Origin of the sequence: Luteibacter sp. NPDC031894 (genome assembly GCF_050273135.1) — a bacterium.
In the GTDB taxonomy this organism is placed as follows: domain Bacteria; phylum Pseudomonadota; class Gammaproteobacteria; order Xanthomonadales; family Rhodanobacteraceae; genus Luteibacter.
Genome location: NZ_JBNNMV010000003.1, coordinates 186,458 through 207,681 on the forward strand (window position 1 = coordinate 186,458; position 21,224 = coordinate 207,681).

General features: G+C 67.7%; 20 protein-coding genes. 9 read left to right on the forward strand and 11 right to left on the reverse strand.

Translation table 11 applies throughout. From position 1 onward, the window contains the following. Positions 1-18: 18 nt before the first annotated feature. Complete coding sequence (locus ACQKIE_RS10760; protein ID WP_427458836.1) at positions 19-2,775, reverse strand: valine--tRNA ligase; 2,757 nt, start codon at positions 2,773-2,775, stop codon at positions 19-21. 48 nt (positions 2,776-2,823) lie between these two features. Here ACQKIE_RS10760 and ACQKIE_RS10765 point away from each other — a divergent pair, with 48 nt between their 5' ends. Continuing rightward, positions 2,824-4,731 carry an ATP-dependent DNA helicase gene (locus ACQKIE_RS10765; protein WP_427458838.1) on the forward strand — a complete coding sequence of 636 codons (1,908 nt, stop codon included), beginning with the start codon at positions 2,824-2,826 and terminating at the stop codon, positions 4,729-4,731. On the opposite strand, the gene ACQKIE_RS10770 is transcribed toward ACQKIE_RS10765, so the two are convergent. Continuing rightward, the gene (locus ACQKIE_RS10770) at positions 4,728-4,949 is read right to left on the reverse strand and encodes a hypothetical protein (protein WP_427458840.1); all 222 of its coding nucleotides are present in this window, start codon (positions 4,947-4,949) and stop codon (positions 4,728-4,730) included. The genes ACQKIE_RS10765 and ACQKIE_RS10770 overlap by 4 nt on opposite strands. A gap of 195 nt (positions 4,950-5,144) precedes the next feature. On the opposite strand from ACQKIE_RS10770, the gene creD reads away from it, so the two are divergent. Both creD and tsaB read left to right on the forward strand, forming a co-directional pair. Continuing rightward, entirely contained in the window at positions 5,145-6,479 is a 1,335-nt protein-coding gene (gene creD / locus ACQKIE_RS10775) for a cell envelope integrity protein CreD (RefSeq protein WP_427458842.1), read from the forward strand. Next, positions 6,476-7,165, forward strand: coding sequence for a tRNA (adenosine(37)-N6)-threonylcarbamoyltransferase complex dimerization subunit type 1 TsaB (tsaB, locus tag ACQKIE_RS10780; RefSeq protein ID WP_427458844.1), 690 nt, complete (start codon positions 6,476-6,478; stop codon positions 7,163-7,165). Before creD ends, tsaB begins: the two co-directional genes overlap by 4 nt. A gap of 27 nt (positions 7,166-7,192) precedes the next feature. Here tsaB and ACQKIE_RS10785 read toward each other — a convergent pair whose 3' ends face one another. From ACQKIE_RS10785 to ACQKIE_RS10795, 3 genes are read right to left on the reverse strand one after another with little or no spacing between them, the layout of a single operon-like run. Further along, positions 7,193-8,044 carry an alpha/beta hydrolase gene (locus ACQKIE_RS10785; RefSeq protein WP_427458846.1) on the reverse strand — a complete coding sequence of 284 codons (852 nt, stop codon included), beginning with the start codon at positions 8,042-8,044 and terminating at the stop codon, positions 7,193-7,195. Between the two features lie 50 nt (positions 8,045-8,094). After that, positions 8,095-9,510 carry a sensor histidine kinase N-terminal domain-containing protein gene (locus tag ACQKIE_RS10790; protein ID WP_427458848.1) on the reverse strand — a complete coding sequence of 472 codons (1,416 nt, stop codon included), beginning with the start codon at positions 9,508-9,510 and terminating at the stop codon, positions 8,095-8,097. Next, entirely contained in the window at positions 9,503-10,177 is a 675-nt protein-coding gene (locus tag ACQKIE_RS10795) for a response regulator (RefSeq protein ID WP_427459351.1), read from the reverse strand. Before ACQKIE_RS10795 ends, ACQKIE_RS10790 begins: the two co-directional genes overlap by 8 nt. Before the next feature lie 163 nt (positions 10,178-10,340). Between ACQKIE_RS10795 and ACQKIE_RS10800 the strand changes: the two genes are divergently transcribed. The 5 genes from ACQKIE_RS10800 to ACQKIE_RS10820 all read left to right on the forward strand — a co-directional run bounded on the left by ACQKIE_RS10800 (position 10,341) and on the right by ACQKIE_RS10820 (position 14,806). Next, positions 10,341-10,964, forward strand: a complete 624-nt coding sequence (locus ACQKIE_RS10800) for a PepSY-associated TM helix domain-containing protein (protein WP_427458850.1) — start codon at positions 10,341-10,343, stop codon at positions 10,962-10,964. Between the two features lie 11 nt (positions 10,965-10,975). Continuing rightward, positions 10,976-11,488: a DUF2271 domain-containing protein gene (locus ACQKIE_RS10805; protein ID WP_427458852.1), complete on the forward strand. Its 513-nt coding sequence runs from the start codon at positions 10,976-10,978 to the stop codon at positions 11,486-11,488. A gap of 14 nt (positions 11,489-11,502) precedes the next feature. Continuing rightward, positions 11,503-12,312: a DUF4198 domain-containing protein gene (locus tag ACQKIE_RS10810; RefSeq protein ID WP_427458854.1), complete on the forward strand. Its 810-nt coding sequence runs from the start codon at positions 11,503-11,505 to the stop codon at positions 12,310-12,312. Positions 12,313-12,467: 155 nt separating this feature from the next. Next, complete coding sequence (locus ACQKIE_RS10815; RefSeq protein WP_427458856.1) at positions 12,468-13,463, forward strand: FAD:protein FMN transferase; 996 nt, start codon at positions 12,468-12,470, stop codon at positions 13,461-13,463. Beyond that, on the forward strand, positions 13,460-14,806 hold the full coding sequence (locus ACQKIE_RS10820; protein WP_427458858.1) for a sulfite reductase subunit alpha: 1,347 nt from the start codon (positions 13,460-13,462) through the stop codon (positions 14,804-14,806). Before ACQKIE_RS10815 ends, ACQKIE_RS10820 begins: the two co-directional genes overlap by 4 nt. Before the next feature lie 14 nt (positions 14,807-14,820). Here the strand turns inward: ACQKIE_RS10820 and ACQKIE_RS10825 are convergent, their stop codons facing one another. The 6 genes from ACQKIE_RS10825 to ACQKIE_RS10850 form a co-directional block, all read right to left on the reverse strand. Continuing rightward, on the reverse strand, positions 14,821-15,486 hold the full coding sequence (locus tag ACQKIE_RS10825) for an HAD-IA family hydrolase (RefSeq protein WP_427458860.1): 666 nt from the start codon (positions 15,484-15,486) through the stop codon (positions 14,821-14,823). A gap of 93 nt (positions 15,487-15,579) precedes the next feature. Then, a complete protein-coding gene (locus ACQKIE_RS10830; RefSeq protein ID WP_427458862.1) occupies positions 15,580-17,391 on the reverse strand; it encodes a M56 family metallopeptidase in 1,812 nt (603 codons plus the stop codon). A gap of 1 nt (position 17,392) precedes the next feature. Then, positions 17,393-17,779, reverse strand: a complete 387-nt coding sequence (locus ACQKIE_RS10835) for a BlaI/MecI/CopY family transcriptional regulator (protein WP_427458864.1) — start codon at positions 17,777-17,779, stop codon at positions 17,393-17,395. A gap of 145 nt (positions 17,780-17,924) precedes the next feature. After that, positions 17,925-18,317 carry an HU family DNA-binding protein gene (locus tag ACQKIE_RS10840; protein ID WP_413625629.1) on the reverse strand — a complete coding sequence of 131 codons (393 nt, stop codon included), beginning with the start codon at positions 18,315-18,317 and terminating at the stop codon, positions 17,925-17,927. 168 nt (positions 18,318-18,485) lie between these two features. After that, entirely contained in the window at positions 18,486-19,241 is a 756-nt protein-coding gene (locus ACQKIE_RS10845; RefSeq protein ID WP_427458867.1) for a molybdopterin-binding protein, read from the reverse strand. Then, positions 19,234-20,061, reverse strand: coding sequence for a cytochrome b/b6 domain-containing protein (locus ACQKIE_RS10850; protein WP_427458869.1), 828 nt, complete (start codon positions 20,059-20,061; stop codon positions 19,234-19,236). The genes ACQKIE_RS10845 and ACQKIE_RS10850 overlap by 8 nt, the downstream gene beginning before the upstream one ends. A gap of 166 nt (positions 20,062-20,227) precedes the next feature. Between ACQKIE_RS10850 and ACQKIE_RS10855 the strand changes: the two genes are divergently transcribed. Further along, entirely contained in the window at positions 20,228-21,220 is a 993-nt protein-coding gene (locus ACQKIE_RS10855) for a TolB family protein (protein WP_427458871.1), read from the forward strand. Positions 21,221-21,224 lie beyond the last annotated feature (4 nt).

Here is a 21,224-nt window from a genome sequence, read left to right on the forward strand (position 1 = left end):
CGGCTCCTACAGGAATCGTCAGCCGCCCAGCTTGCGAGCCTGCTCGCGCATCGCGTCGGCCTGGCGCGTCCAGTCGGCGATGCGCTGGCGTTCCTGTTCCACCACCTCGGCCGGCGCGTTGGCGACGAAGTTCGCGTTGCCCAGCTTGGCTTCGCACTTGCGAACCTCGCCCTCGACGCGCGCGATTTCCTTCGCGAGGCGCGCCTTCTCGGCGCCCACGTCGATGAGGCCCTCGAGCGGGATCAGCACGCGCATGGCGCCCACCACGGCGACGGCCGCGGCGGGCTCCTCGCCGTCGACCCACGTCGGCGACTCCACGCGGCCGAGGAACGCGATCTGCGCGGCGAACTTGGCCGCGCGCGCGCGATCGGCGGCATCGCCGTCCGCGAACAGCAGCGGAATGACCTTGCCGGGCGAGATGTTCATTTCCGCGCGGATGCGGCGCACGCCCGTGAGCACGTCCTTGACCCACTCGATTTCCGCCGTGGCGGCGTCGTCGGTCGCGACATCCGTGGCTTCGGGATAAGGGCGAAGCATGATCGTGTCGCCTTCGATGCCGAGCAGCGGACGCACGTGCTGCCAGATTTCCTCCGTGACGAACGGGATCATCGGGTGCAGCGCGCGCAGGAGCGCTTCGAGCACGTGCACCAGCGTGTAGCGCGTGGACGCGGCCGCGACGCCGTCGTCCCCATTCAGCGCCGGCTTCGACAATTCGAGGAACCAGTCGCAGAACTCGTTCCAGGTGAATTCGTAGAGCGCCTGCGAAGCGAGGTCGAAGCGGTACAGCGCAAGCTGTTCCTTCACCGTGGCGAGGGTCTGGCCCAGCCGGGTGAGGATCCAGCGCTCGGCTTCCGTCGACGGCTTCGTCGGCGCGAGCTCGCCTTCGCCGAGGTTCATCAGCACGAAGCGCGACGCGTTCCACAGCTTGTTGACGAAGGCTTTGTAACCGCCGCAACGCTCGAGGTCGAACTTGATGTCGCGACCGTGCGTGGCGAGCGACGCGAAGGTGAAGCGCAGCGCGTCGGCGCCGAAGGCGGGAATGCCCTCGGCGAACTCCTTGCGCGTGGCCTTCTCGATCTTCTCCGCCATCTTCGGCTGCATCAGGCCGCGCGTGCGCTTCGCCAGCAGCTCGTCGAGGCCGATGCCGTCGATGAGGTCGAGCGGATCGAGCACGTTGCCTTTCGACTTGGACATCTTCTGGCCGTCCTTGTCGCGGATGAGGCCCGTGACGTAGACGTCCTTGAACGGCACTTCGCCGGTGAAATGGTCGGTCATCATGATCATCCGGGCGACCCAGAAGAAAATGATGTCGAAGCCGGTGACCAGCACGTTGGTCGGCAGGTAGCGGTCGAAGCCGCGCTCGGCCTGCGCCTGCGGGTCCGGCCAGCCCAGCGTCGAGTGGCTCCACAACGACGACGAGAACCAGGTTTCGAGCACGTCGGCGTCGCGTCGCAGCGGACCGTTGTAGCCCTGCGCGGCGGCCTTGGCTCGCGCCTCGGCCTCGTCGTGCGCCACGATCGCGGTGCCGGCGTCGGTGTACCAGGCCGGAATCTGATGGCCCCAGGTCAGCTGGCGGCTGATGCACCAGTCCTGGATGTTCCCCAGCCAGTGGCGATAGGTGTTGATCCAGTTCTCCGGCACGAACTTCACGTGGCCTTGCTCGACCAGTTCCATGCCGCGCGCGGCCAGCGTGTCCATCCGCACGAACCACTGCCAGGTGAGGTAGGGCTCGATGACCTGGCCGGTGCGGTCGCCACGCGGCACCTGCAGCTTGTGCTTCTTCGTCTCGACCAGCAGGCCTTCGGCCTCGAGGTCGGCGAGCACCGCCTTGCGGGCGACATAGCGATCGAGGCCGCGGTACTTCTCCGGCGCCGCGTCGTTGATCTTCGCGTCGTCCGTGAGGATGTTGATCATCGGCAGGTCGTGGCGCTGTCCGATGGCGTAGTCGTTGAAATCGTGCGCAGGCGTGATCTTCACGCAGCCGGTGCCGAAGTCTTTCTCGACGTAGTCGTCGGCGATGATCGGGATCTCGCGGTTCGACAACGGCAGCGTCAGCATCCGCCCGACCAGGTGCGCATAGCGCTCGTCTTCCGGATGCACGGCGACGGCCACGTCGCCCAGCATCGTTTCAGGACGGGTGGTGGCGACGACGAGTTCGCCCGAGCCGTCGGCAAGCGGGTAGCGGATCGACCACAGCGAACCGTCTTCCTCTTCGCTGACCACTTCCAGGTCGGAGATGGCGGTCTTCAGCACCGGGTCCCAGTTGACCAGCTTCTGTCCGCGATAGATCAGGCCTTCCTCGTGCAGGCGCACGAACGTCTCGACGACGGCCTTCGAGGGGCCCTCGTCCATGGTGAAGACCTCGCGGCTCCAGTCGCCCGACACGCCCATGCGGCGCATCTGCCGGCCGATGGTGCCGCCGGACTCCTTCTTCCATTCCCACACGCGGGCGATGAAGGCGTCACGGTCGAAGTCGGAGCGTTGCTTGCCCTCGGCATTGAGCTGGCGGGTGACGACCATCTCCGTCGCGATGCCGGCGTGGTCCGTGCCCAGCTGCCACAGCGTGTCGTAGCCGCGCATGCGGTGGTAACGGACCAGCGTGTCCATGATGGTGTGCTGGAACGCATGGCCCATGTGCAGCGTGCCCGTCACGTTGGGCGGCGGCAGCATGATCGTGTAGGGCGTGCCCTTGCCGGACGGCTTGAAATAGCCGTTGGACTCCCAGTGGGCATACCACTTCGACTCGATCTGGCTGGGCTCGAAACTCTTGTCCATGCGTGGGCTCAGGGCGTAAAGACCGACATTGTAGGCGATACTTGGCGGATGACTGAACTCGAAGCGTCCGCGATCCTCGGCGCGGAAGGCCCTTTCGCCCGTGAAGTACCGGGTTTCGCACCCCGCGAGGCCCAGCAGCGCATGGCCTCGGCCGTGGCCTCCGCCATCGCCGAACGCGACCTGCTGGTCGCGGAGGCCGGTACCGGCACCGGCAAGACCTTTGCGTACCTGGTACCCGCCCTCCTGTCGGGGCGCAAGGTCATCGTCTCCACGGGAACGAAGGCCTTGCAGGACCAGCTGTTCTTCCGCGACCTGCCGCGCGTGCATGCCGTGCTGGGTAGCCGGGCACGGCTGAGCCTGCTCAAGGGCAGGGCCAATTACCTCTGCCTGTATCGCCTGGACCACGCCGTGCGCGAGGGCAACCCCGACCGCCAGCTGGTGTCGCAGCTCTCCGCCATCCGCGCCTGGTCCGCGCGCACGCGCCGCGGCGATCGCATGGAGATGGCGGATATTCCCGAGGACTCGCCGGTCTGGCCGCGGGTGACGTCGACGCCGGAGAACTGCCTCGGCTCGGAGTGTCCGTTCTTCGAGGACTGCCACGTGGTGAAGGCGCGCCGCGAGGCCATGGAAGCCGACCTCGTCGTGGTCAACCACCACTTGCTGATGGCCGACCTCGCGCTCAAGCAGGAAGGTTTCGGCGAGATCCTTCCCGGCGCGGATGCCTTCATCCTCGACGAGGCGCACCAGATCCCCGAGCTCGCCGGCCAGTTCTTTTCGCAGAGCGTCAGCTCGCGGCAGATCCTCGACCTCGGCCAGGATGCCCTGGCGGAGGCACAAGGCGTCACCGGCGCCATGAGCCAGCTCCTCGAGCCGGTCGAGGCGATCCAGGAGCTGGTGAAGCGCCTGCGCCTCGCGATGGACCCGTTGCCCGCGCGTGGCCCCTTCGGTGCCCTCGACCGCGAGGCGGGCGTGCGTGACCTGCTGGGCGAGCTGCGCGACGTGATGGCGGCGATGGCCGACCTGCTCGCCGCCCTTGGCGAGCGCTCGCGCGGACTCGCCAACGTCTTCGAGCGCGCGCAGATGCTGAGCCTCCGGCTCGACCGCATCGCCGAGGAGCATTCGGCGAGCGACGTGCGCTGGTATGAAACGTGGCCGCGCGGTTTCGCGCTGCATGCGACGCCGCTGGACCTCGCCTCGCCGTTGCGGGCGATGCGGATGGCCACGGACGCGGCGTGGATCCATACCTCCGCGACGTTATCGATCGCCGGCGACTTCGGGCATTTCTCGCGCCAACTCGGGCTCGAGGATCCGCATACGCTGCACGTGGAAAGCCCCTTCGATTACCAGCGCCAGGCGCTCGCCTACCTGCCGAAGGACCTGCCTGACCCAGCCGCGCGCGACTACACGGACCGCGTCGTCGAGGCGATCCGCCCGGTACTGGACGCGTCGGATGGCCGCGCCTTCCTCCTGTTCACGTCGCATCGGGCGCTGCGCCGCGCAGCCGAACTGCTGGAGGGCCGCGTGCCCTGGCCGCTGTTCGTGCAGGGCTCCGCGCCACGCCATCGCCTGCTCGAAGATTTCCGTGCCAGCGGCCGGGGCGTCCTGCTGGGGGCCGCCAGCTTCTGGGAAGGCGTGGATGTTTCGGGCGAGGCGTTGAGCGTCGTCGTGATCGACAAGCTGCCCTTCGCGATGCCGGACGACCCGGTATTGCAGGCCCGCCTGGAAGCGCTCGAAGAGGCCGGCATCAACCCGTTCATGGGATGGCAGGTGCCGACCGCGGTGATTGCCTTGAAGCAAGGCGCAGGACGGTTGATCCGCGACGTGCACGATCGCGGCGTGTTGGTGCTGTGCGACCCGCGCCTCAGCACGAAAGGCTACGGCCGGCTTTTCCTGGCCAGCCTGCCGCCGATGCCGCGCACGCGGGAGCTGGCGGACGTGGTGCGCTTCTTCTCCTAGGGATGGCCCGGCCGCGGGCGGTGCTGCCAGCGCCGTTCGTGCATGCGCACGTGCGCGTCATGGTGGCTATGGTCGAGGAGGCCGACGCGCGCATGATCGGCGCGGTCCTGCGGCGTCTCGCCTCGTGTCGGTTCGTGGCGAGGCGGAGCGGTCGTGGCGGCGATGGCCGCACCGACCATCATGGCCAGGGGCATCGCTAGCTGGACGGGAAGCATCATGCAGTCCTCGGTGGAGTGGTCGTCCCATCCTCCACGGAACGGGGCCGCGCGTCATGAGAACACTCTCACTCCGCAACGGGGCCTACGACGCCGCTTTTCGCCAGCGCTTGCCCGCGTGGAGCCAGAATCGGACCACGTGCATCGCCGTTCCGCCCAGGAGGATGCAGGTACCACAGGAGAGAAACGGGGAATGCCATGTTCCGCTGGATGCAATCCATCACCGCGAAAGTGCTCGGCATCGGCATGCTCGCGCTCATCATGCTCATACCGCTGTCGCAGACCGACGGCCTCGTTCGCGAACGGCAGGCGATGCGGGATGCCGCCTCGGCGCGCGTCGCGGAGGGCTGGGGCGGGGCCCAGACCATCGGCGGGTTCGTCCTCGGCGTACCCACCCGCCATGAGGTCCGCGACAGCGACGGCAAGGTCGCGAGCGTGCGCGACGGCACCGAAATCGTGCTCGCCGACGAACTGAACACCGTCGCCGACCTGACCGTCGAGCGTCGCCACGTGGGCATGTATGAGGTGCCCGTCTACACCGGCGAAGTGACGCTGCGCGGGCGCATCCTTCCAGACGACCTGCGCCACTTCGCCGCCGACACCGGTGCCACGTGGTATCCCGCCAAGGCGGAGCTGCGCCTGCTTATCGCCGACACCCGCGGCCTGCAGGCCATCACGGCACTGACCGTCGACGGACGCACGGCGAGGCTTTCCTCCTCGGCGGCGCGCATGGGTCCGTATACCGTCCTCGCCACGCCGGTGGAGCTGGACCCGGAGCGACGGACGCCGATCGACTTCGCCGTGACGCTGCGCATCGCCGGCACCGAGACCTTCTCCGTGTTGCCGTTGGCCCGCACCAACACGGTCCGGATTCGCGCACCGTGGCCCGACCCGAGCTTCACCGGTGCGCTGCTGCCGGGCAAGCGCAGCATCGACGCGCGCGGCTTCGATGCGTCGTGGCAGGTGCTCGACCTCAATCGCGATTACGGGCAGCACTGGGATGCCGGCAATTCAGATGTGTCCGGGCGACTCGCTGCGTCCGCCTTCGGCGTTAAGCTCTACCAGCCGGGTAGCGTCTACCAACAGAACGACCGGGCCGGCAAATACGGGTTGCTGTTCATCGCGTTGACCTTCGTCGCGTTCTTCCTGTTCGAGGTCCTGAAGGGATTGCGCCTGCATCCCGTGCAGTACCTGCTGGTCGGCGCGGCGATGACGAGCTTCTACGTGCTGCTGCTGGCGCTGTCCGAACAGATCGGCTTCGGTCCCGCGTATACGGTGGCGGCGTCCACCGTGGTGCTGATCGTCGGCGGCTATGCGATGGCGGCGTTGCGGGCCCGGGCTGCCGGCCTGGCGCTGGGCGGCGTCCTCGCCCTGGTTTACGCCATACTGTATGGCCTGATCGGTGCCGAACAGTACGCGCTGCTGATCGGCTCGGTGGTGCTCGTGGCCGTGATCGCGCTGCTGATGTACCTCACCCGCCGCATCGACTGGTACGCGCAGACCACGCCGCCCACTCCGCCGGATACGCCATGAACTTCCTCGCCATCGAAACCTCAACGGAAGCCTGCTCGGTTGCGCTCGTCCATGGCGACGAGGTGATCGAGCGCAGCGAAGTGGCGCCTCGCCGGCATGCCGAACTGGTGCTGCCGATGGCCGACGAACTCTTGGCCGAGGCGGGCCTGAACCGCCAGGCGCTCGATGGCATCGCCGTCGGCCGTGGCCCTGGCGCGTTCACTGGCGTACGCCTGGGTGTGTCGCTGGCGCAAGGCATGGCGATGGCCCTCGATGTTCCAGTCGTCACTGTGTCGTCGCTGCAGGCACTGGCCCTGGAGGCACCGGAGGACGACGGCGCGATCCTCTCCGTCATCGACGCGCGGATGGGCGAAATCTACGTCGCCGCCTGGCGGCGCGAAGCGGACGGCGGCGTGACCCTCATCGATCGCGAGCGCGTGGACACCGCGGCGGCACTGGTGCTGCCGGAGGCGCTCGCATGGCATGTCGTAGGCACGGGTTGGGCCACGTACGAAGCGGCGTTGCGTGAGCGCATCCATGCGCCGGTAAGGTCGGCGGACGGCGCCCGCTATCCGCAGGCCCGGCATGTCGCGGAGGTCGCCGCGCGGCGGTTCCGCGACGGCGAAGCCGTGGCACCGGAACTGGCCTTGCCGGTGTACCTGCGCGACAAGGTGGCGCTGACCCTGGTCGAGCAAGGCAAGGCCTGACTACCAACCCGTTGCCGCGTGCCTGCGTCACGCAGCGACGCGCGACGCCCGGGCCTCGCGCGCGATGCGGTCGAAGAAGTCGGCACTGCGTTCGATCAGCATGCGGCGTTCGCGGTCGACCGTGATCATGTGGTAGCTGTCCGCCAGGAGCAGCATCTCCACGGGACCGCGAACATGCCGCGCCACGAGGTCCGCGTTGCCGGTGCTGGCGATCTCGTCGTCCAGCGCGTGGGCGATGAAACAAGGCGCGGTGACGGCCGGCAGCCGCCGGCGCACGTCGCGCGCAAGCTCCACCGTTTCCGCCAGTGCATGCCATGAATCGCCGGAGCGGTCCGCCACCCCGACGGCTCCCGGAAGTGCCGTCCGGCCGAACTGGTCGCGCAGGCGATCCTCCCGGAATCCCTGTGGCGGCCCTTGCAGGAGGCGGCGGTGCCGCCCGATCCCCAGCCGCTTGAACAGCGGCAGCATGAACGAGATGCGAGCCGCCCAGCCGGCCGACCAGCCGTCATAGCGGAAGGTCACGCCGAACACGCCGACACCGGCCACCCACGCCGGCTGCACGGCGGCGAGCCGCAGGGCGAGCAGCGCGCCCATCGACGAACCGGCGACGAAGACGCGGTCGACCTGACCGCGCAGTTCGTCGGCTGCCGCCTCGACGCTGGCATACCAGTCGCGCCAGCCGCTCGCGAGGAGCTCGTCCTCGGTCCCACCATGCCCGGCGAGTTCGATGCCCACGACGGTGAAGCCGGCCCGGTTCAGTCCCTTGCCCAGCTGGCGCATCTCGTCGGCGCCACGGCCGAGGCCGTGCACCAGCAGCACGCCTTCCCGTCCGCCCTCGAACCGGAATGCCGGCGACCTGCCCACATCGACCCTCGTCATCGCCTTCATGAGGAGGACATGGTGCGCACGACCCGTTTCAGCCGCCTTTCCTAGACCGGCGGGGGAGGGGCGCTCGCAGGAAAATGCAGTTCCACACGGAGCCCGCCGGATGCGGCATGCAGGAAGGCAACCTGCGCACCGTGCCGCTCGGCGATGCTTTCGACGATGGCGAGGCCGAGGCCGGTGCCGTCCTCGTCCACGCCCGGGACGCGGAAGAACCGCTCGCCAAGCTGACCCAGGAAGGCGTCGTCCACACCCGGCCCGTCGTCCTCCACGACCAGGAGCACATCGCTCTCGTCGCAGGCCAGCGACACCGTCACCGCGTGGCCACGCCCCGCGTAATGGAAGGCGTTGTCCACCAGGTTGTCGATCGCTTCCTGCACCTGCAGCGCGTCGCCGCGAATGAAGCACGGGGCTTCCACGCCTTCGTAACCGAGGTCGACGCCCGCGGCCAGCGCCTGGTGCACGCGCATCGCGACGGCTTCCGGTACCACGGTGGCGAGGTCGATGACGGCCATGCCGTCGCGGTCGGGCAGGTCGGGTGACTGGGTGCGGGTGAGCGCGAGCAATTGCGCCGAGGTACGGGCGGCGCGCGCGGCCAGTCGCTGCACGTGGGCCAGCGCGTCCGCCCGGTGGGCGGGGTCGGTCGTATCGCCGAGGCGTTCGACATGCAGGCGAATGCCGGCCAGCGGCGTGCGTAGCTCGTGTGCCGCGTCCGCGATGAAGCGCTCCTGCAGGCCGAGCATGTTGCGCATGCGTGCGAACAGGTCGTCGATGGTGCGGGTGAGGGGGAGGATCTCCACCGGTACGTCTTCTTCGCCGATGGGCCCGAGGTCGTGCTCGCGCCGGGCCAGGCGCGACGTCAGCGGTTCCAGCACGCCCAGGCCGTGGCTGACGCCCAGCCAGACGAGGAAGAGCACGGCCACGATCAGCAGCGCCTGCTGCGGCAAGGTCAGCAGCAGGATTTCGCGAGCGCGTGCGTGGCGGTCGCGCAGGTTCTCGGCCACGGTGATGGTAAGCACGTCGTTCGGATCGTGGCGGTTCGGCACACGCATGGTCGCCGCGCGCAACGGACGATGGCCCAGCTCGGTGTCGTAGAGCCTGGGCGGGGCATCGACGGGCACGTCGGGCCCTTCGAGGTTCGCGTTACCGATCACCCGCCCGTGGTGATTGCTCGTCACCGTGTAGTAATTGCGACCGTTCGGATCGTATTCGAGGAGGAAGCGCGCCTGCTCGCTCAGCTCGCCCTGCAAGGCGTCGCTGCCGATCATCTCGGTCAGCGTGAGCGCCGAGTCCGTGAGTGTGGCGTCATGGACGCGGTTGGAGTAAGCCAGCGCCACGAAATAGCCGATGACGGCGTCGAGGATGAGTACGCCGAGCACCGGCACCAGCAGGAAGGTGAGCAGCCGCCGGCGGAGACTGGGACGCGGCGGGCGTCGTGACGCCGCGGGGCGGCGTTCAGGCATCCGCGGTTTCTTCGAGGAGGTAACCCAGCCCGCGAATGGTGCGCACGCTCGTCCCGGAGCCCTGCAGCTTCTTGCGCAAACGGTGCAGGGCGATGTCCAGGCCGTTGTCGGTCAGATCCTCGTCCCAGTTGCACAGTGCCTCGACGAGTTGCGCGCGACTGGTGACCTTGTCCGCGCGCGTGGCCAGTGCCTCCACCAGCCCGAACTCGCGCGCGGTGAGGTCGAGCGCGGACTCGCCGATCCAGGCGCGGTGCCCCGGGATGTCGAGGCGCAACCTGCCGATGCGGAACTCCGGGGCACCCTGGCTCGTGCGCCGGCGGAGCAGGGCACGTACCCGGGCATCGAACTCAGCGAGCGCGAACGGCTTTACCAGGTAATCGTCGGCGCCGAGGTCGAGCACGCGAACGCGCTCCTTGAGGCCTTCGCGCGCGGTGATCACCAGCGCCGGAAGGCTGGCGCCTCGCTTGCGCGCGCGCGACAGCACGTCGCTGCCATCGAGCAAGGGCAGGCCGAGGTCGAGCACGAGCAGGTCGTAGTCGTGGTCACGGAGGGCGTGGTCGGCGCTGGCGCCGTCGGTCACGTGGTCCACGGCGTGGCCGCCCTGTTCGAGCGAGGCGCGTACGGCGGCGCCGATGGAGGAATCGTCTTCAGCCAGGAGGATGCGCATGAGGGACAAGGATACGCTCCGGAAACGGACCCGCGCATCCTGTCGTGGCAGGCTTTCAGGCCGCTTTCCCTCTCGTGCCGGCAAACTCAATTGCGAACGATTCGCATTGTGGTTTACCATGCCTGTCCGCAAGAACCTACCGACACCAGGGGCTTTCCATTACATGCGCGACACCGTCGACCGGCAACGCCGCGCGTTCTGGCTCAAACACCTGCATCGCTGGCACTGGATCAGCTCTGCCGTATCGCTCGTGGTGTTGCTTCTCTTTTCGATCACCGGCTTTACGCTCAACCACGCGGCGGCGATCGAAGCCTCCCCGCACGTGTCCCGGCACGTCGCCACCTTGCCTGCGCCGTTGTTGCGCCAGCTTGCCGATCCATCGACGAAGTCCGCTCCCGTGCCCGCTTCGGTCGCCGCGTACATCCTCGACCATACGGGTGCCCGCATCGACGGCCGCGGCGGCGACTGGAGCGACGATGAGGTCTACGTCTCGCTGCCGCGGCCGGGCGGGGACGGCTGGGTCAGCGTCGATCGCGAGACCGGCGAGGTGCAGTACGAGGTTACGGAGCGCGGCTGGCTGGCGTACTTCAACGACCTGCACAAGGGGCGTAACACCGGAACCGCATGGGGCTGGTTCATCGACGTGTTCGCGCTGGCTTGCCTCGTCTTCACCGTCACCGGCCTGGTCCTGCTCAAGATGCATGCCGCCCAGCGCGGCATGACCTGGCCCATGGTCGCGCTGGGCTTCGTGCTGCCGGCCGTCATCGCCCTCATCTTCATCCACTGAAGGAACGCTCCATGCGCCGGACCCTCCCCCTCGCCCTCTGCCTTTCGTGTATCGCCCCGGCATTCGCGGCCGACATGACCATCACCGTGAACATTCCTGCACTGAAGGTCGCGGAATACCATCGTCCGTACGTGGCGATGTGGATCGAGCGCGAGGACCATGGCGTCGCCGCCAACCTCGCTGTCTGGTACGAGATGAAGAAGGCCGACGGCGAAGGCACGAAGTGGTTGAAAGACATGCGCCAGTGGTGGCGTCGCAGTGGCCGCGAGCAGACGATGCCGATCGACGGCGTGTCCGGCGCCACGCGCCCCGCGGGACAGCATCGCCTGCGCTTCATCGACGGCAAGCCGCCGCTGGGCACGCTTGCGCCGGGCCATTACGAATTGGTCGTGGAGGCCGCGCGCGAAGTCGGTGGCCGCGAAGCACAGCGCATTCCGTTCGACTGGCCGGCGAAGGCACCGGTGCACCTGTCCGCGAAGGGCAGCGAAGAACTCGGCCAGATCGACCTCGACCTCAACCCATGAACGGAGTCCTCCCGATGAAGCCTGTTTTCGTCCGCGCGGCCCTTTGCGCCGCCTTCTTGCTGCCCGTCGCCGCGCAGGCGCACAAGATGTGGATGCTGCCGTCGGCGACCGTGATCTCCGGCGACGAGGCCTGGGTCACCGTCGATGCCGCCGTATCCAATGATCTGTACTACCCCGACCATTTCCCGGCGAAGCTCGACCAACTGGTCATCACCGCGCCCGACGGTTCCACGGCGAAACCGGAGAACGCGTCGACGGGGAAGTACCGCAGCACATTCGACCTCGCGGTGCCGCAGAAGGGCACGTATCGTCTCGCCCTCGTCAACCAGGGCATGTTCGCCAGTTATGAGGTGGACGGCCAGAAGAAGCGCTGGCGCGGCTCTCCGGCGGAATTCAAGGGAGCCATCCCTGCCGGTGCGAAGAACGTGGAAGTGAGCGAAATGGCTTCGCGCGTGGAAACCTTCGTCACCCAGGGCTCGCCGAGCGACGGCGCCCTGAAGCCCACTGGCAAAGGCCTGGAACTCGTTCCCGTCACCCAGCCCAACGACCTCATGGCCGGTGAGAAGGCTACCTTCCAGCTGCTGCTCGACGGCAAGCCGGCGCCGGACCTCAAGGTCGTGGCGATCAACGGCGCCACGCGCTACCGCAACGCGCAGGATGAGATGGACACCACCACGGACAAGGACGGGAAGTTCAGCTTCACCTGGCCGGCGGCCGGCATGTACTGGGTGAACGCGTCCACCGAGGACGGGCACACCGCCGCGAAGGAAGCGAAGCGCCGCCGGCTCGCCTACACGGCGACGCTGGAAGTACTGCCGCAGTAAGCCAGTCCGTGCCGTACTTCTTCGATCCATTGTGGGAGCCGCTCCGACGATCCCGCGGCAGCGGGCAAGTTCGACGCGCCATGCTGGCCTCGTTGTTTTTCTTGCTCGCGGGCGTCGCCTCCGCCAAGGACGTTCGTCGGTTCGAAGGCGAAACGATGGGTACGACCTGGTCGGTCAATGCCGTGCTGCCGGATGGTGCGGACGATCGCGCGATCGTCCGCGGCATCCAGGCGGAAGTCGACCGAGTCGTCGCGCAGATGAGTACCTACGAGCACGATTCCGATCTCAGCCGCTTCAATCGGGCGCCCGCCGGTACGTGGCAGACGCTGCCGCCGGAGTTCTTCACCGTGCTGCGCTACGCGCTGTCGCTCGCAAAGGACTCCGGCGGCGCCTACGACCCGACCGTGGGCCCCTTGGTCAATCTATGGGGCTTCGGCCCGAAACAGCAGGCCGCGACGGACGCGCCCTCGCGGCCCGATGAAGGCGCGATCGCGGAGGCACGAAAGCGCGTCGGCTGGCAGAAGATCCGCCTCGACGAAACGAATCGTCGCGCGTACCAGCCCGGTGGCGTGTACGTCGACTTGTCGGCCGTAGCGAAGGGCTTTGGCGTCGACCAGGTCGCCCGCTTCCTCGATCGCGCCGGCGTGCGAGCCTACCTCGTGGAGGTCGGTGGCGAGCTTCGTGCTCATGGCCACAAGCCGGACGGTTCCCCATGGCACGTCGGCATCGAGCGGCCCGGCGCGGCGGCAGGCGCGGTCGACAACCCCGATGAAGTGAGCCTGGTCCTTTCCCTCGAGGAGAAGGCCGTCGCCACCTCGGGCGACTACAGGCACTACTTCGTGCGTGACGGCAGGTTCGTCTCGCATCATATCGATCCCCGCACCGGCTATCCGGTCGCCCATCGCGTGGCCTCGGTGAGTGTGGTTGCGGACGATTGCATGCACGCCGACCCGCTCGGCACCACGATGACCGTGTTGGGACCGGACGATGGCATGGCGTACGCGAAGCGCCGTGGACTCGCCGTGCTGTTCATCCTGCACGGCGTCGACGGGAGCTTCGAGGAACGCATGTCGCCGGCCTTCGCCGCGTTGGCGCGTCGAGCGGCCAGACCGATCGCCGCGCGCATCCCCGAAGGACCGTCCGCGCCGTGATTGCCGTCGAAGCGCTACGCATCGGCGTTGCCGGTGGCCTCGTCCTCGCCTGGGTCGTCTTCACCGTCGCGTTCGCGCGCCGCGGCGTCCGAGGAGGCGGGCAGGACGCCGGTGGCATCCTCGTGATCCATGCCTCGCAGACCGGGTTCGCGACGGAACTCGCGGATCGCACGGCGGGCGCGTTGCGCGCAGGCGGCCTCGAAGCCGACGTGCGCGCCATCGACCAGTTGTCGCCGGAGGCGCTCGCACGCGCTTCGCGCGCCCTGTTCGTCGCCAGCACGACGGGGGAGGGCGATGCACCCGACGCCGCCACCGGTTTTCGCACGTTGGCGATGCGTGCGCCGGTGGCACTGCAAGGCCTCGGCTATGGCGTGCTCGCGCTCGGCGACCGCGACTACGACGACTTCTGCGCCTTCGGGCGCGAGCTCGACGCCTGGCTACGCGCGAGTGGGGCGACACCGCTCTTCGACCGCGTGGACGTGGACAATGGCGACGCGGCGAGCCTGCGCCACTGGCAGCACCACGTGACGCATCTCGCCGGCAACGTCGGCATGGCCGACTGGACACGACCCGCCTACCAATCGTGGCGGATCGTCGAAAGGCGCCTGTTGAATGCCGGCAGCGCAGGTCGTCCGTGCTACCACCTCGCGCTTGCTCCCGACGACGCGGCACACCTCGCGTGGGAGGCAGGCGACATCGCCGAGGTGGGGCCGCGACACGCGCGCACGGATGCCACGGTGCTGCCGCACCGCGAATATTCGATAGCGTCGCTCCCGTCCGACGGCGCCTTGCATCTCGTCGTGAGGCAGATGCGCGATGCCGACGGCAGGCTGGGCATGGGCTCCGGATGGCTCACCGAACACGCGCGGATCGGCGACCCGATCGATGTGCGCGTGCGGCGCAATGCGGGCTTCCATGCGCCGCCAGACGACAGGCCACTGTTGCTGATCGGCAACGGGACCGGGATCGCCGGCCTGCGTGCACTGCTCAAGGCGCGGATCGCGCGCGGGCACGTCCGCAACTGGTTGCTCTTCGGCGAGCGACATGCCGCGGTGGACCGGCTGCACGTGGACGAACTCGAGCAGTGGACTGCCGAGGGCGGCATCGAGCGATTGGACCTTGTGTGGTCGCGCGAAGGGCGGGGCCCGCGCTACGTGCAGGAGAAGCTACGCATGGCGGCCGCCGAGGTCCGCGGTGTCGTGGCGGAAGGCGCCAGCGTCTACGTGTGCGGAAGCCTGGCCGGCATGGCGCCCGGTGTCGACGCGGCATTGCGCGAGGTGCTGGGCGATGCGACGGTGAACGATCTCGCGTCGAGCGGTCGTTACCGTCGCGACGTCTACTGACGCGAGGCGACAGGTCAGAGCGCGAGCAGGCGAACCTTGCCGTCGCGCATGCCATCGAAGCGCAGCGTTGTCAGGTCCGTGATCCACTCGACGTTTACCGGCACCTCGTCCGGATGGTCGCCAGCAATCGCGATCACGCGTGCGCCGGCCGCCAGTCCCGCGTCGATACCGGCCCTCGCGTCCTCGAAGACGACGCACTCTTCGGGCGCCACGCGCATGCGCTCGGCGCCCAGGAGGTAACCCTCGGGATCGGGCTTGCCGTTGACCACGATCTCGCCGGTGACCATGCGCGGAGGCGGAACGATGCCGGCCGCCCGAAGGCGCGCTTCCGCCAGTGGCGTGTCGGCCGATGTCACGATGGTCCAGGCCGTGGGCGGGAGATCCGCGAGGAGTCGGGGCGCGCCGGGAACGGGAACGATGCCGTCGACATCCTCCAGCTCTTCGCGGTAGAGGCGCTCGTATTCCACGTCGACGTCCATGCCCGGCTTCACGAACATCTTCACCGAGTCGAGCATGCGCACGCCGTGGAGTCGCGGCAGCACGTCATGCCAGTCAATGCCGTTTTCCTCGCACCAACGCTTCCAGATCTTCTCCACGACGATCCGCGAATCCACCAGTGTGCCGTCCATGTCGAAGAGCAGGGCCTTCGCTTCGACCACGGTTCCTGATTCGAGTCGCATGATGCCTCCCGGTAGGTTGAAGCGCTTGAGTACGAAGCCCTCCAAGATACCGGGGTTCCCGCCGGGGTGTAAGCACCGCCTACCGCTCGATGTTCAGTGCGCGGCTTCCACCGCGTGGTTGCGAACGGCTTCGGCCATGATCGCCTGCACTTCCTCGTTTTCCTTGCGTGCGGCTTCCGCCTGCCGACGCGCCTCGGCCGCACGCGCCTGGCCGATGACCGCGCGTTGCTTTTCGAGCTCCGCGATTTGCTTTGCGAGTTCCGCCTGTTCCCTGCCGATCGCTTCATGCCCGGCGGCGTATGCCGCGGGATCGCGTGATCCGTCCGGGTTGGATTGCCGGGATACCAGTTGCGCCTGCTTCATCGATAGCCTCGCCATCTGGTCGTTCAGCACGGCTTGGCGTTGGTCGATTTCGGCCTGCTTCTCATCACTTTCCCGCACCTTCTCCACGGGCACGTAGCCGCGAGCGTAAGCTTCGCGGATGCGCTTGACGTACGACGGGTCCTTCAGCACCCAGGCCCGTTTGCCGTCGCGGTACCACGCGTAGTCGCCCGCGCCCGTGCGCTCCCCGCGCGCCCGGCGGATGTCGTCATCGCTGCCGTTGACGACGCGGGTCATGGAGTCGCTGAAGAAGATGAAGGTCTGGTCGGAGGGGTCACGGCCGAGGCCGCCGAGTTCCGGTACGGAATACGCCGGTGGGGTCGCCGGTGTCGGCGGCATCGGGGGTTTGGCCGGCATGGGTAGCGGCGAGAGTCGCGGCGTGGGTGGCATGGGTGCCGGCGACAGGCGCGGAGTCGCCGCCAGGACCGCGGGTCGGGCGGGTGCCGCGGGCTTCGCCGCCGACGCCGCCGCGGGTGCGGGCGCCGGTTCCGGCACCGTATAAGCCGCTGGCGCCGTGGCTTGTGCCGCCGCTACCGGCTTGTCCTGGCTGTCGCTCGCGGCGACCACGCGCCAGGGGGTGACGCCGATGGCCGCGACGACGGCGAGGAGGCAGAGGGTGAGCACGCGCGGCGGCGCGTCGGTGGCTTGGCCGAGCATGTCGATTCTCCTTTTCAGGGTGCGGAAGGTGGGCGACGCGCCGGGCAACGCATGGTGCGGGTGCGGCGCCACGCCGAGGCGTAGCAACAGACGTCCATATGTCCGCGGCGCCTGGCGGCCACGCGACACCACCAGGGCATCGCAGGCCGCTTCGCGACAGAGTGCATACTCGCGCATCGCGAAGTGGACGACGGGGTGGAAGAAGAAGAGGGTGCGCGCCACTACCGGCACCCATCCCAGCAGGAGGTCGCCGCGACGCACGTGGGCCAACTCGTGCATGAGTGCCATGTCGAGTTCCTCGTCGTCGAGACGGTCCTCGAGGGGTAGCAGGATCGTGGGCCGCCAGAGGCCGATGACCTGCGGCGAATCCACCTCCGCCGATACGGCCAGCCGCGGCGAACGACTCAAGCCGAGCTCCCGTGCACGCCGGGCGCAGAGCGTATCGACGCGAACGTCGTCGTGGTGCATGGCGCGACGGACGACACCAGCGAGGCGGTAACCGCGTACGACGGCGATGCCCACCTGGACAAGGATCGCAGCCACCCACAGCGCGAGCAGGACGGCGGTCCACGATATCGAGGCATCTGGTTCCGCCGCAATGGGCGCCTCGGTGGCGGCAACAATGAAGCTTCCAGTGACAACAGGCGCGGGAGCCGCCGGCGCAGGCAACAGCGGAAGCGCGACCGGTGACGGACAGGCGAGACCGAGCACAAGTTGCGCACCCAGCAGCCACCACAACGCGCTGCGTGCGGAGGCCGACAGCACGGGAACGAAGCGGCACACCACATACACCACGACGGCCAGCAGGATCGCCTGGATGGATGCATAGGCGAGGCGGGAGAGGAGGGTATCGAGGAAGGCGTCCATGTCAGCGCCCCTTGCGCCGCGATTGCAGCGTTCCGACCAGCGCCTCGAGCTCCGCCAGCTCCGCGTCGCTGACCTGGCCGCGTTCCGACATCCAGGCCACGAAGGGCGACACCGAGCCTTGCAGGGTCTTTTCGACGAAGCGCGCCACGGCACCGGTCATGACCTCGGCCGCGCCGTTGGTGGCGCTGTAACGAAAGCTGTTGTCCATCTTGCGGCGGGTGAGGTACCCCTTCGCGCGCAGGCGTTCCATCATCGTCAGCACGGTGGACCGGGCCAGCCCTCGTGGCTCGCCATAACCCGCACAAACGTCAGCAACCGAACTCTTCGGCGCTTCCTCGATGTACTGCAGGAGCGCGAGCTCCTGGTCGCCGATCGTCTTCTTGCTCATGCCGCCACTCCTGACTACAACTGTAGGCAGAGTGCGCCTGACGACAACTGTAGTCAAGCATGACTTCCGGCATAAAAAACCCCCGCCGATGGGCGGGGGTTTTCGCTTACCTCCTGGATCGCGGTGGATGGTCCACCGCGAAAGATCAGGCGGCGGCGTCCTTCAGCTTCTTCAGCGGACGGACCTTGACCTTGACCGACGCAGGCTTGGCAGCGAACCAGCGCTCTTCACCCGTGAACGGATCCTTGCCCTTGCGCTTCGGCTTCGCTGCAACAGCGACCGAGGTGATCTTGAGCAGGCCGGGCAGCGTGAACGTGCCGGCGCCCTTCTTGTGAACCGACGCGGAGATCGCGCCTTCGAGCGAAGCCAGCACGGCCTTCACGCTCTTGCTGTCCACGCCGCTCTGCTCGACGATGTGCGAGACGAGCGAGGACTTCGACAGCGGATCCTTGATGGGCTTGAGGGCGGCAGGCGCCTTCGTAGCCTTGGCGGGAGCCTTGGCAGCCTTCTTCGCCGCCGATTTGGTGGTCTTGGCCATGGTTATCCTTGTCACTTTGATCGAATGAGGCGGCCTTACCGGCCGATGCCCAGCGGGCGACTCACTCTAGCGTTGCTTTCGTCCGCTGAAAATAGGGTCCACGAAGATTTTTCGCATTTTCGGAGCCTTTTTTTCAGGGTCCGCGTGACGCGCTGCGGAAAAATGGGGTCAGATACCGGCATACCACTCATAACCGTTGTCTTCCCAGTACCCGCCGTTGCCCTCGCCGATGTCGGCGAAGCTCGCTACCAGTTCGATGCGGCGGAGGTACTTGGCGTGCTTGTAACCAAGCTGCCGCTCCACACGCAGCCGTAGCGGCGCCCCGTTGGCGACCGGCAGCGGCGCGTCGTTGAGGGCATGGGCGAGGAGGGTCTGCGGGTGCCGCGCCTCGTCGATGTCGATGCTCTCGTAGTACGCGGTGTCGTCCTCGTCGTTGTCGAAGCAGTGGAAGACGACGTAACGGGCGTCGTTCCGCGGCCGGACGTGGTCGAGCAGGGCAGCCAGCGGTGTTCCCGTCCACTTGCCGATGGCGCTCCAGCCTTCGACGCAATCGTGCCGGGTGATCTGCGTACGCGCGCCCAGCGCTTTAAGCTCGTCCAGGGAGAGTCGCGCGGGCCGCTCGACGAGTCCGTCCACCTCCAGCCGGTAATCGGCAAAGCCGCCGCGCAGCAGGGCTTGGTAGAGCGGCGTGTCGGGCATCGTGGTGCCGTTCGGCTTGAACACGGCCGAGATGTCCGCTTCGGTGTATTCCTTCGCCAGGGCGCGCGACGGCGAAAGGAAGCGCTGGACGCGGCGAGTCACCGCTTCGGCCGATTCGAGCACTTTCGTACCCGTGTCGCTCTCGGAAATGCGATCGCACCCCGTCAGCACCGCACCGCCCAGGGCGAGCAGCGAATTGCGCAGGAAACCGCGGCGGTCACTCATGGGAAGCGGTCTCCTTGTCCTCGTGGCGTATCCGGTACCAGCCCGTGACCATGCCGCGCAATTGGTTGAGGGGGCCGGTCACCAGCACTTCGAAAACGTGGACCAGCACGAACGCGACGAAGGCGGTGGCGATGATGAAGTGGATCGTCCGTGCTGACTGCCTGCCGCCGACGACGTCGACCAGCCCGTGGAGGACGGCGTCCATGCGCGGCGACATGGCGATCCCCATGAGGACGATGCCGCCGCCGAACACGAAGATGGCGACGAGGTAGGCGAGCCGCTGCAGCACGTTGTAGCGTGCCGCCTCAGCGCCCCGCGGATGTCGGAAACGCAGGTGATCGACGATCGATCGCCCGATGCCGCGCCAGTCGCGGCGGGTGGGGACGAGGTCCCTCGCGAGGTGCCGGCTGAAGAGCGACCAGCCGACGTAGGCGAGCCCATTGGCGACGAACAGCCACGCAAAGAAGAAGTGCCAGCGCCGGCCCATCGCCAGCCAGCCCGGACCGGGAATCGTGGCCCAGGAGGGGAAGCCGCGGTTCCGCCACTCGCCGTTCACCTTGGAGGCGCCGAGCACGCCGGTGGTGTCGAACACGTGCTTGCCGATGCGGGTACTGCCGCGAGGATTGCCCTTGGCGTCGACACCGCCCTGCAGCGCAAGCACCGCCTTGCCTGGATCGGATCGATTGCCCCAGTACAGCGCCGGATGCGCGTTGAAGATCTGCAGGCCGCTGCCGAGCAGAACGAAGAGGCACACGACGTTGATCCAGTGCATCAGGCGCACGGGCCAACGGTGGCGATAGACGAGGCGGGTGGTGGCCATGCGGGCTCCCGGGCGGCTGACATGGAGTATGACCGTGCCGGACCGGATTATCTTGCAGCCGCCTCGCCGGGCGGTGACTTCAGGCACGTGGCGGGTATATCGATGCCGGCGCAAGAATGCGCGACGCGCGGGACCGTCCCGCGGGCAACCGAGAAGGATCCATCCGATGACCCGCGCCAAGCGCCTGAGCTGGATCGCCGCACTCGTTTCCTGCTTCGCCATTCCCGCCATGGCTGCCACGACGGAGCCATCCGCGCCGCAAGTCTTCGCGCCCGGCGTGGTTTCCGGCCCCGCGAACGAAGACTCCGCGGCGTTCTCTCCCGATGGGAAGACGGTTTTCTTCGACCGGATCAACTGGCCCAACGCGGCGATCCTGGTTTCCCACAAGGTGCATGGCGAGTGGACGAAACCGACGATCGCTCCCTTCTCGGGACAGTGGCTGGACCACGATCCCGCGATGTCGCCGGACGGTTCCTTCCTTGTCTTCACGTCCAACCGGCCGGACACCGAAGGCGGCAAGCCGATCGACGCGGTGATGGCCAACGGCAAGGTGATGCCGGGCTTCGGGGGGCACCTGTGGCGCGTGGACCGCAAGGGAGACGGATGGGGAACACCCGTGCTCCTGCCGGAAAGCGTCAATCGCAGCACGCGCACGTTTGCACCCAGCGTCGCTGCCGACGGTAGCGTCTATTTCCAGCGTCCCGGTGACGACGACGATTTCCGCCTGTTCCGTTCGCAGTACCGCGACGGCCGGTACCAGTCACCCGTGCCGGTGCTACTGGGCGACGCCGGCGCGCACAAGCTGGACCCGGCGATCGCACCGGATGAATCGTTCATCGTGTTCGACGCCAATTTCAGCGGCAAGGACGACCCCGATCGCCTCTACATCGCCTTCCGCGAGGGCGACGGATGGAGCAAGCCCGAGGATCTCGGCCCGACGATCAATGTACGCAGCCCGTGGGGGTCCCACCTCGGCTCGGACCATCGCACGCTTTATTTCAGCAGTCCGCGCGCCGTTCGCATCGCGTATCCGCGGACAGCGGTGCGGGCCAGCGAAGACCTGGCCCGCATGCAAAGCTGGGACAACGGCACCGACAATATCTGGTTCGTGTCGCTCGCACCGATCATCGATGCGCACAAGCCGCAGGCGAAGCGCTGAGTTG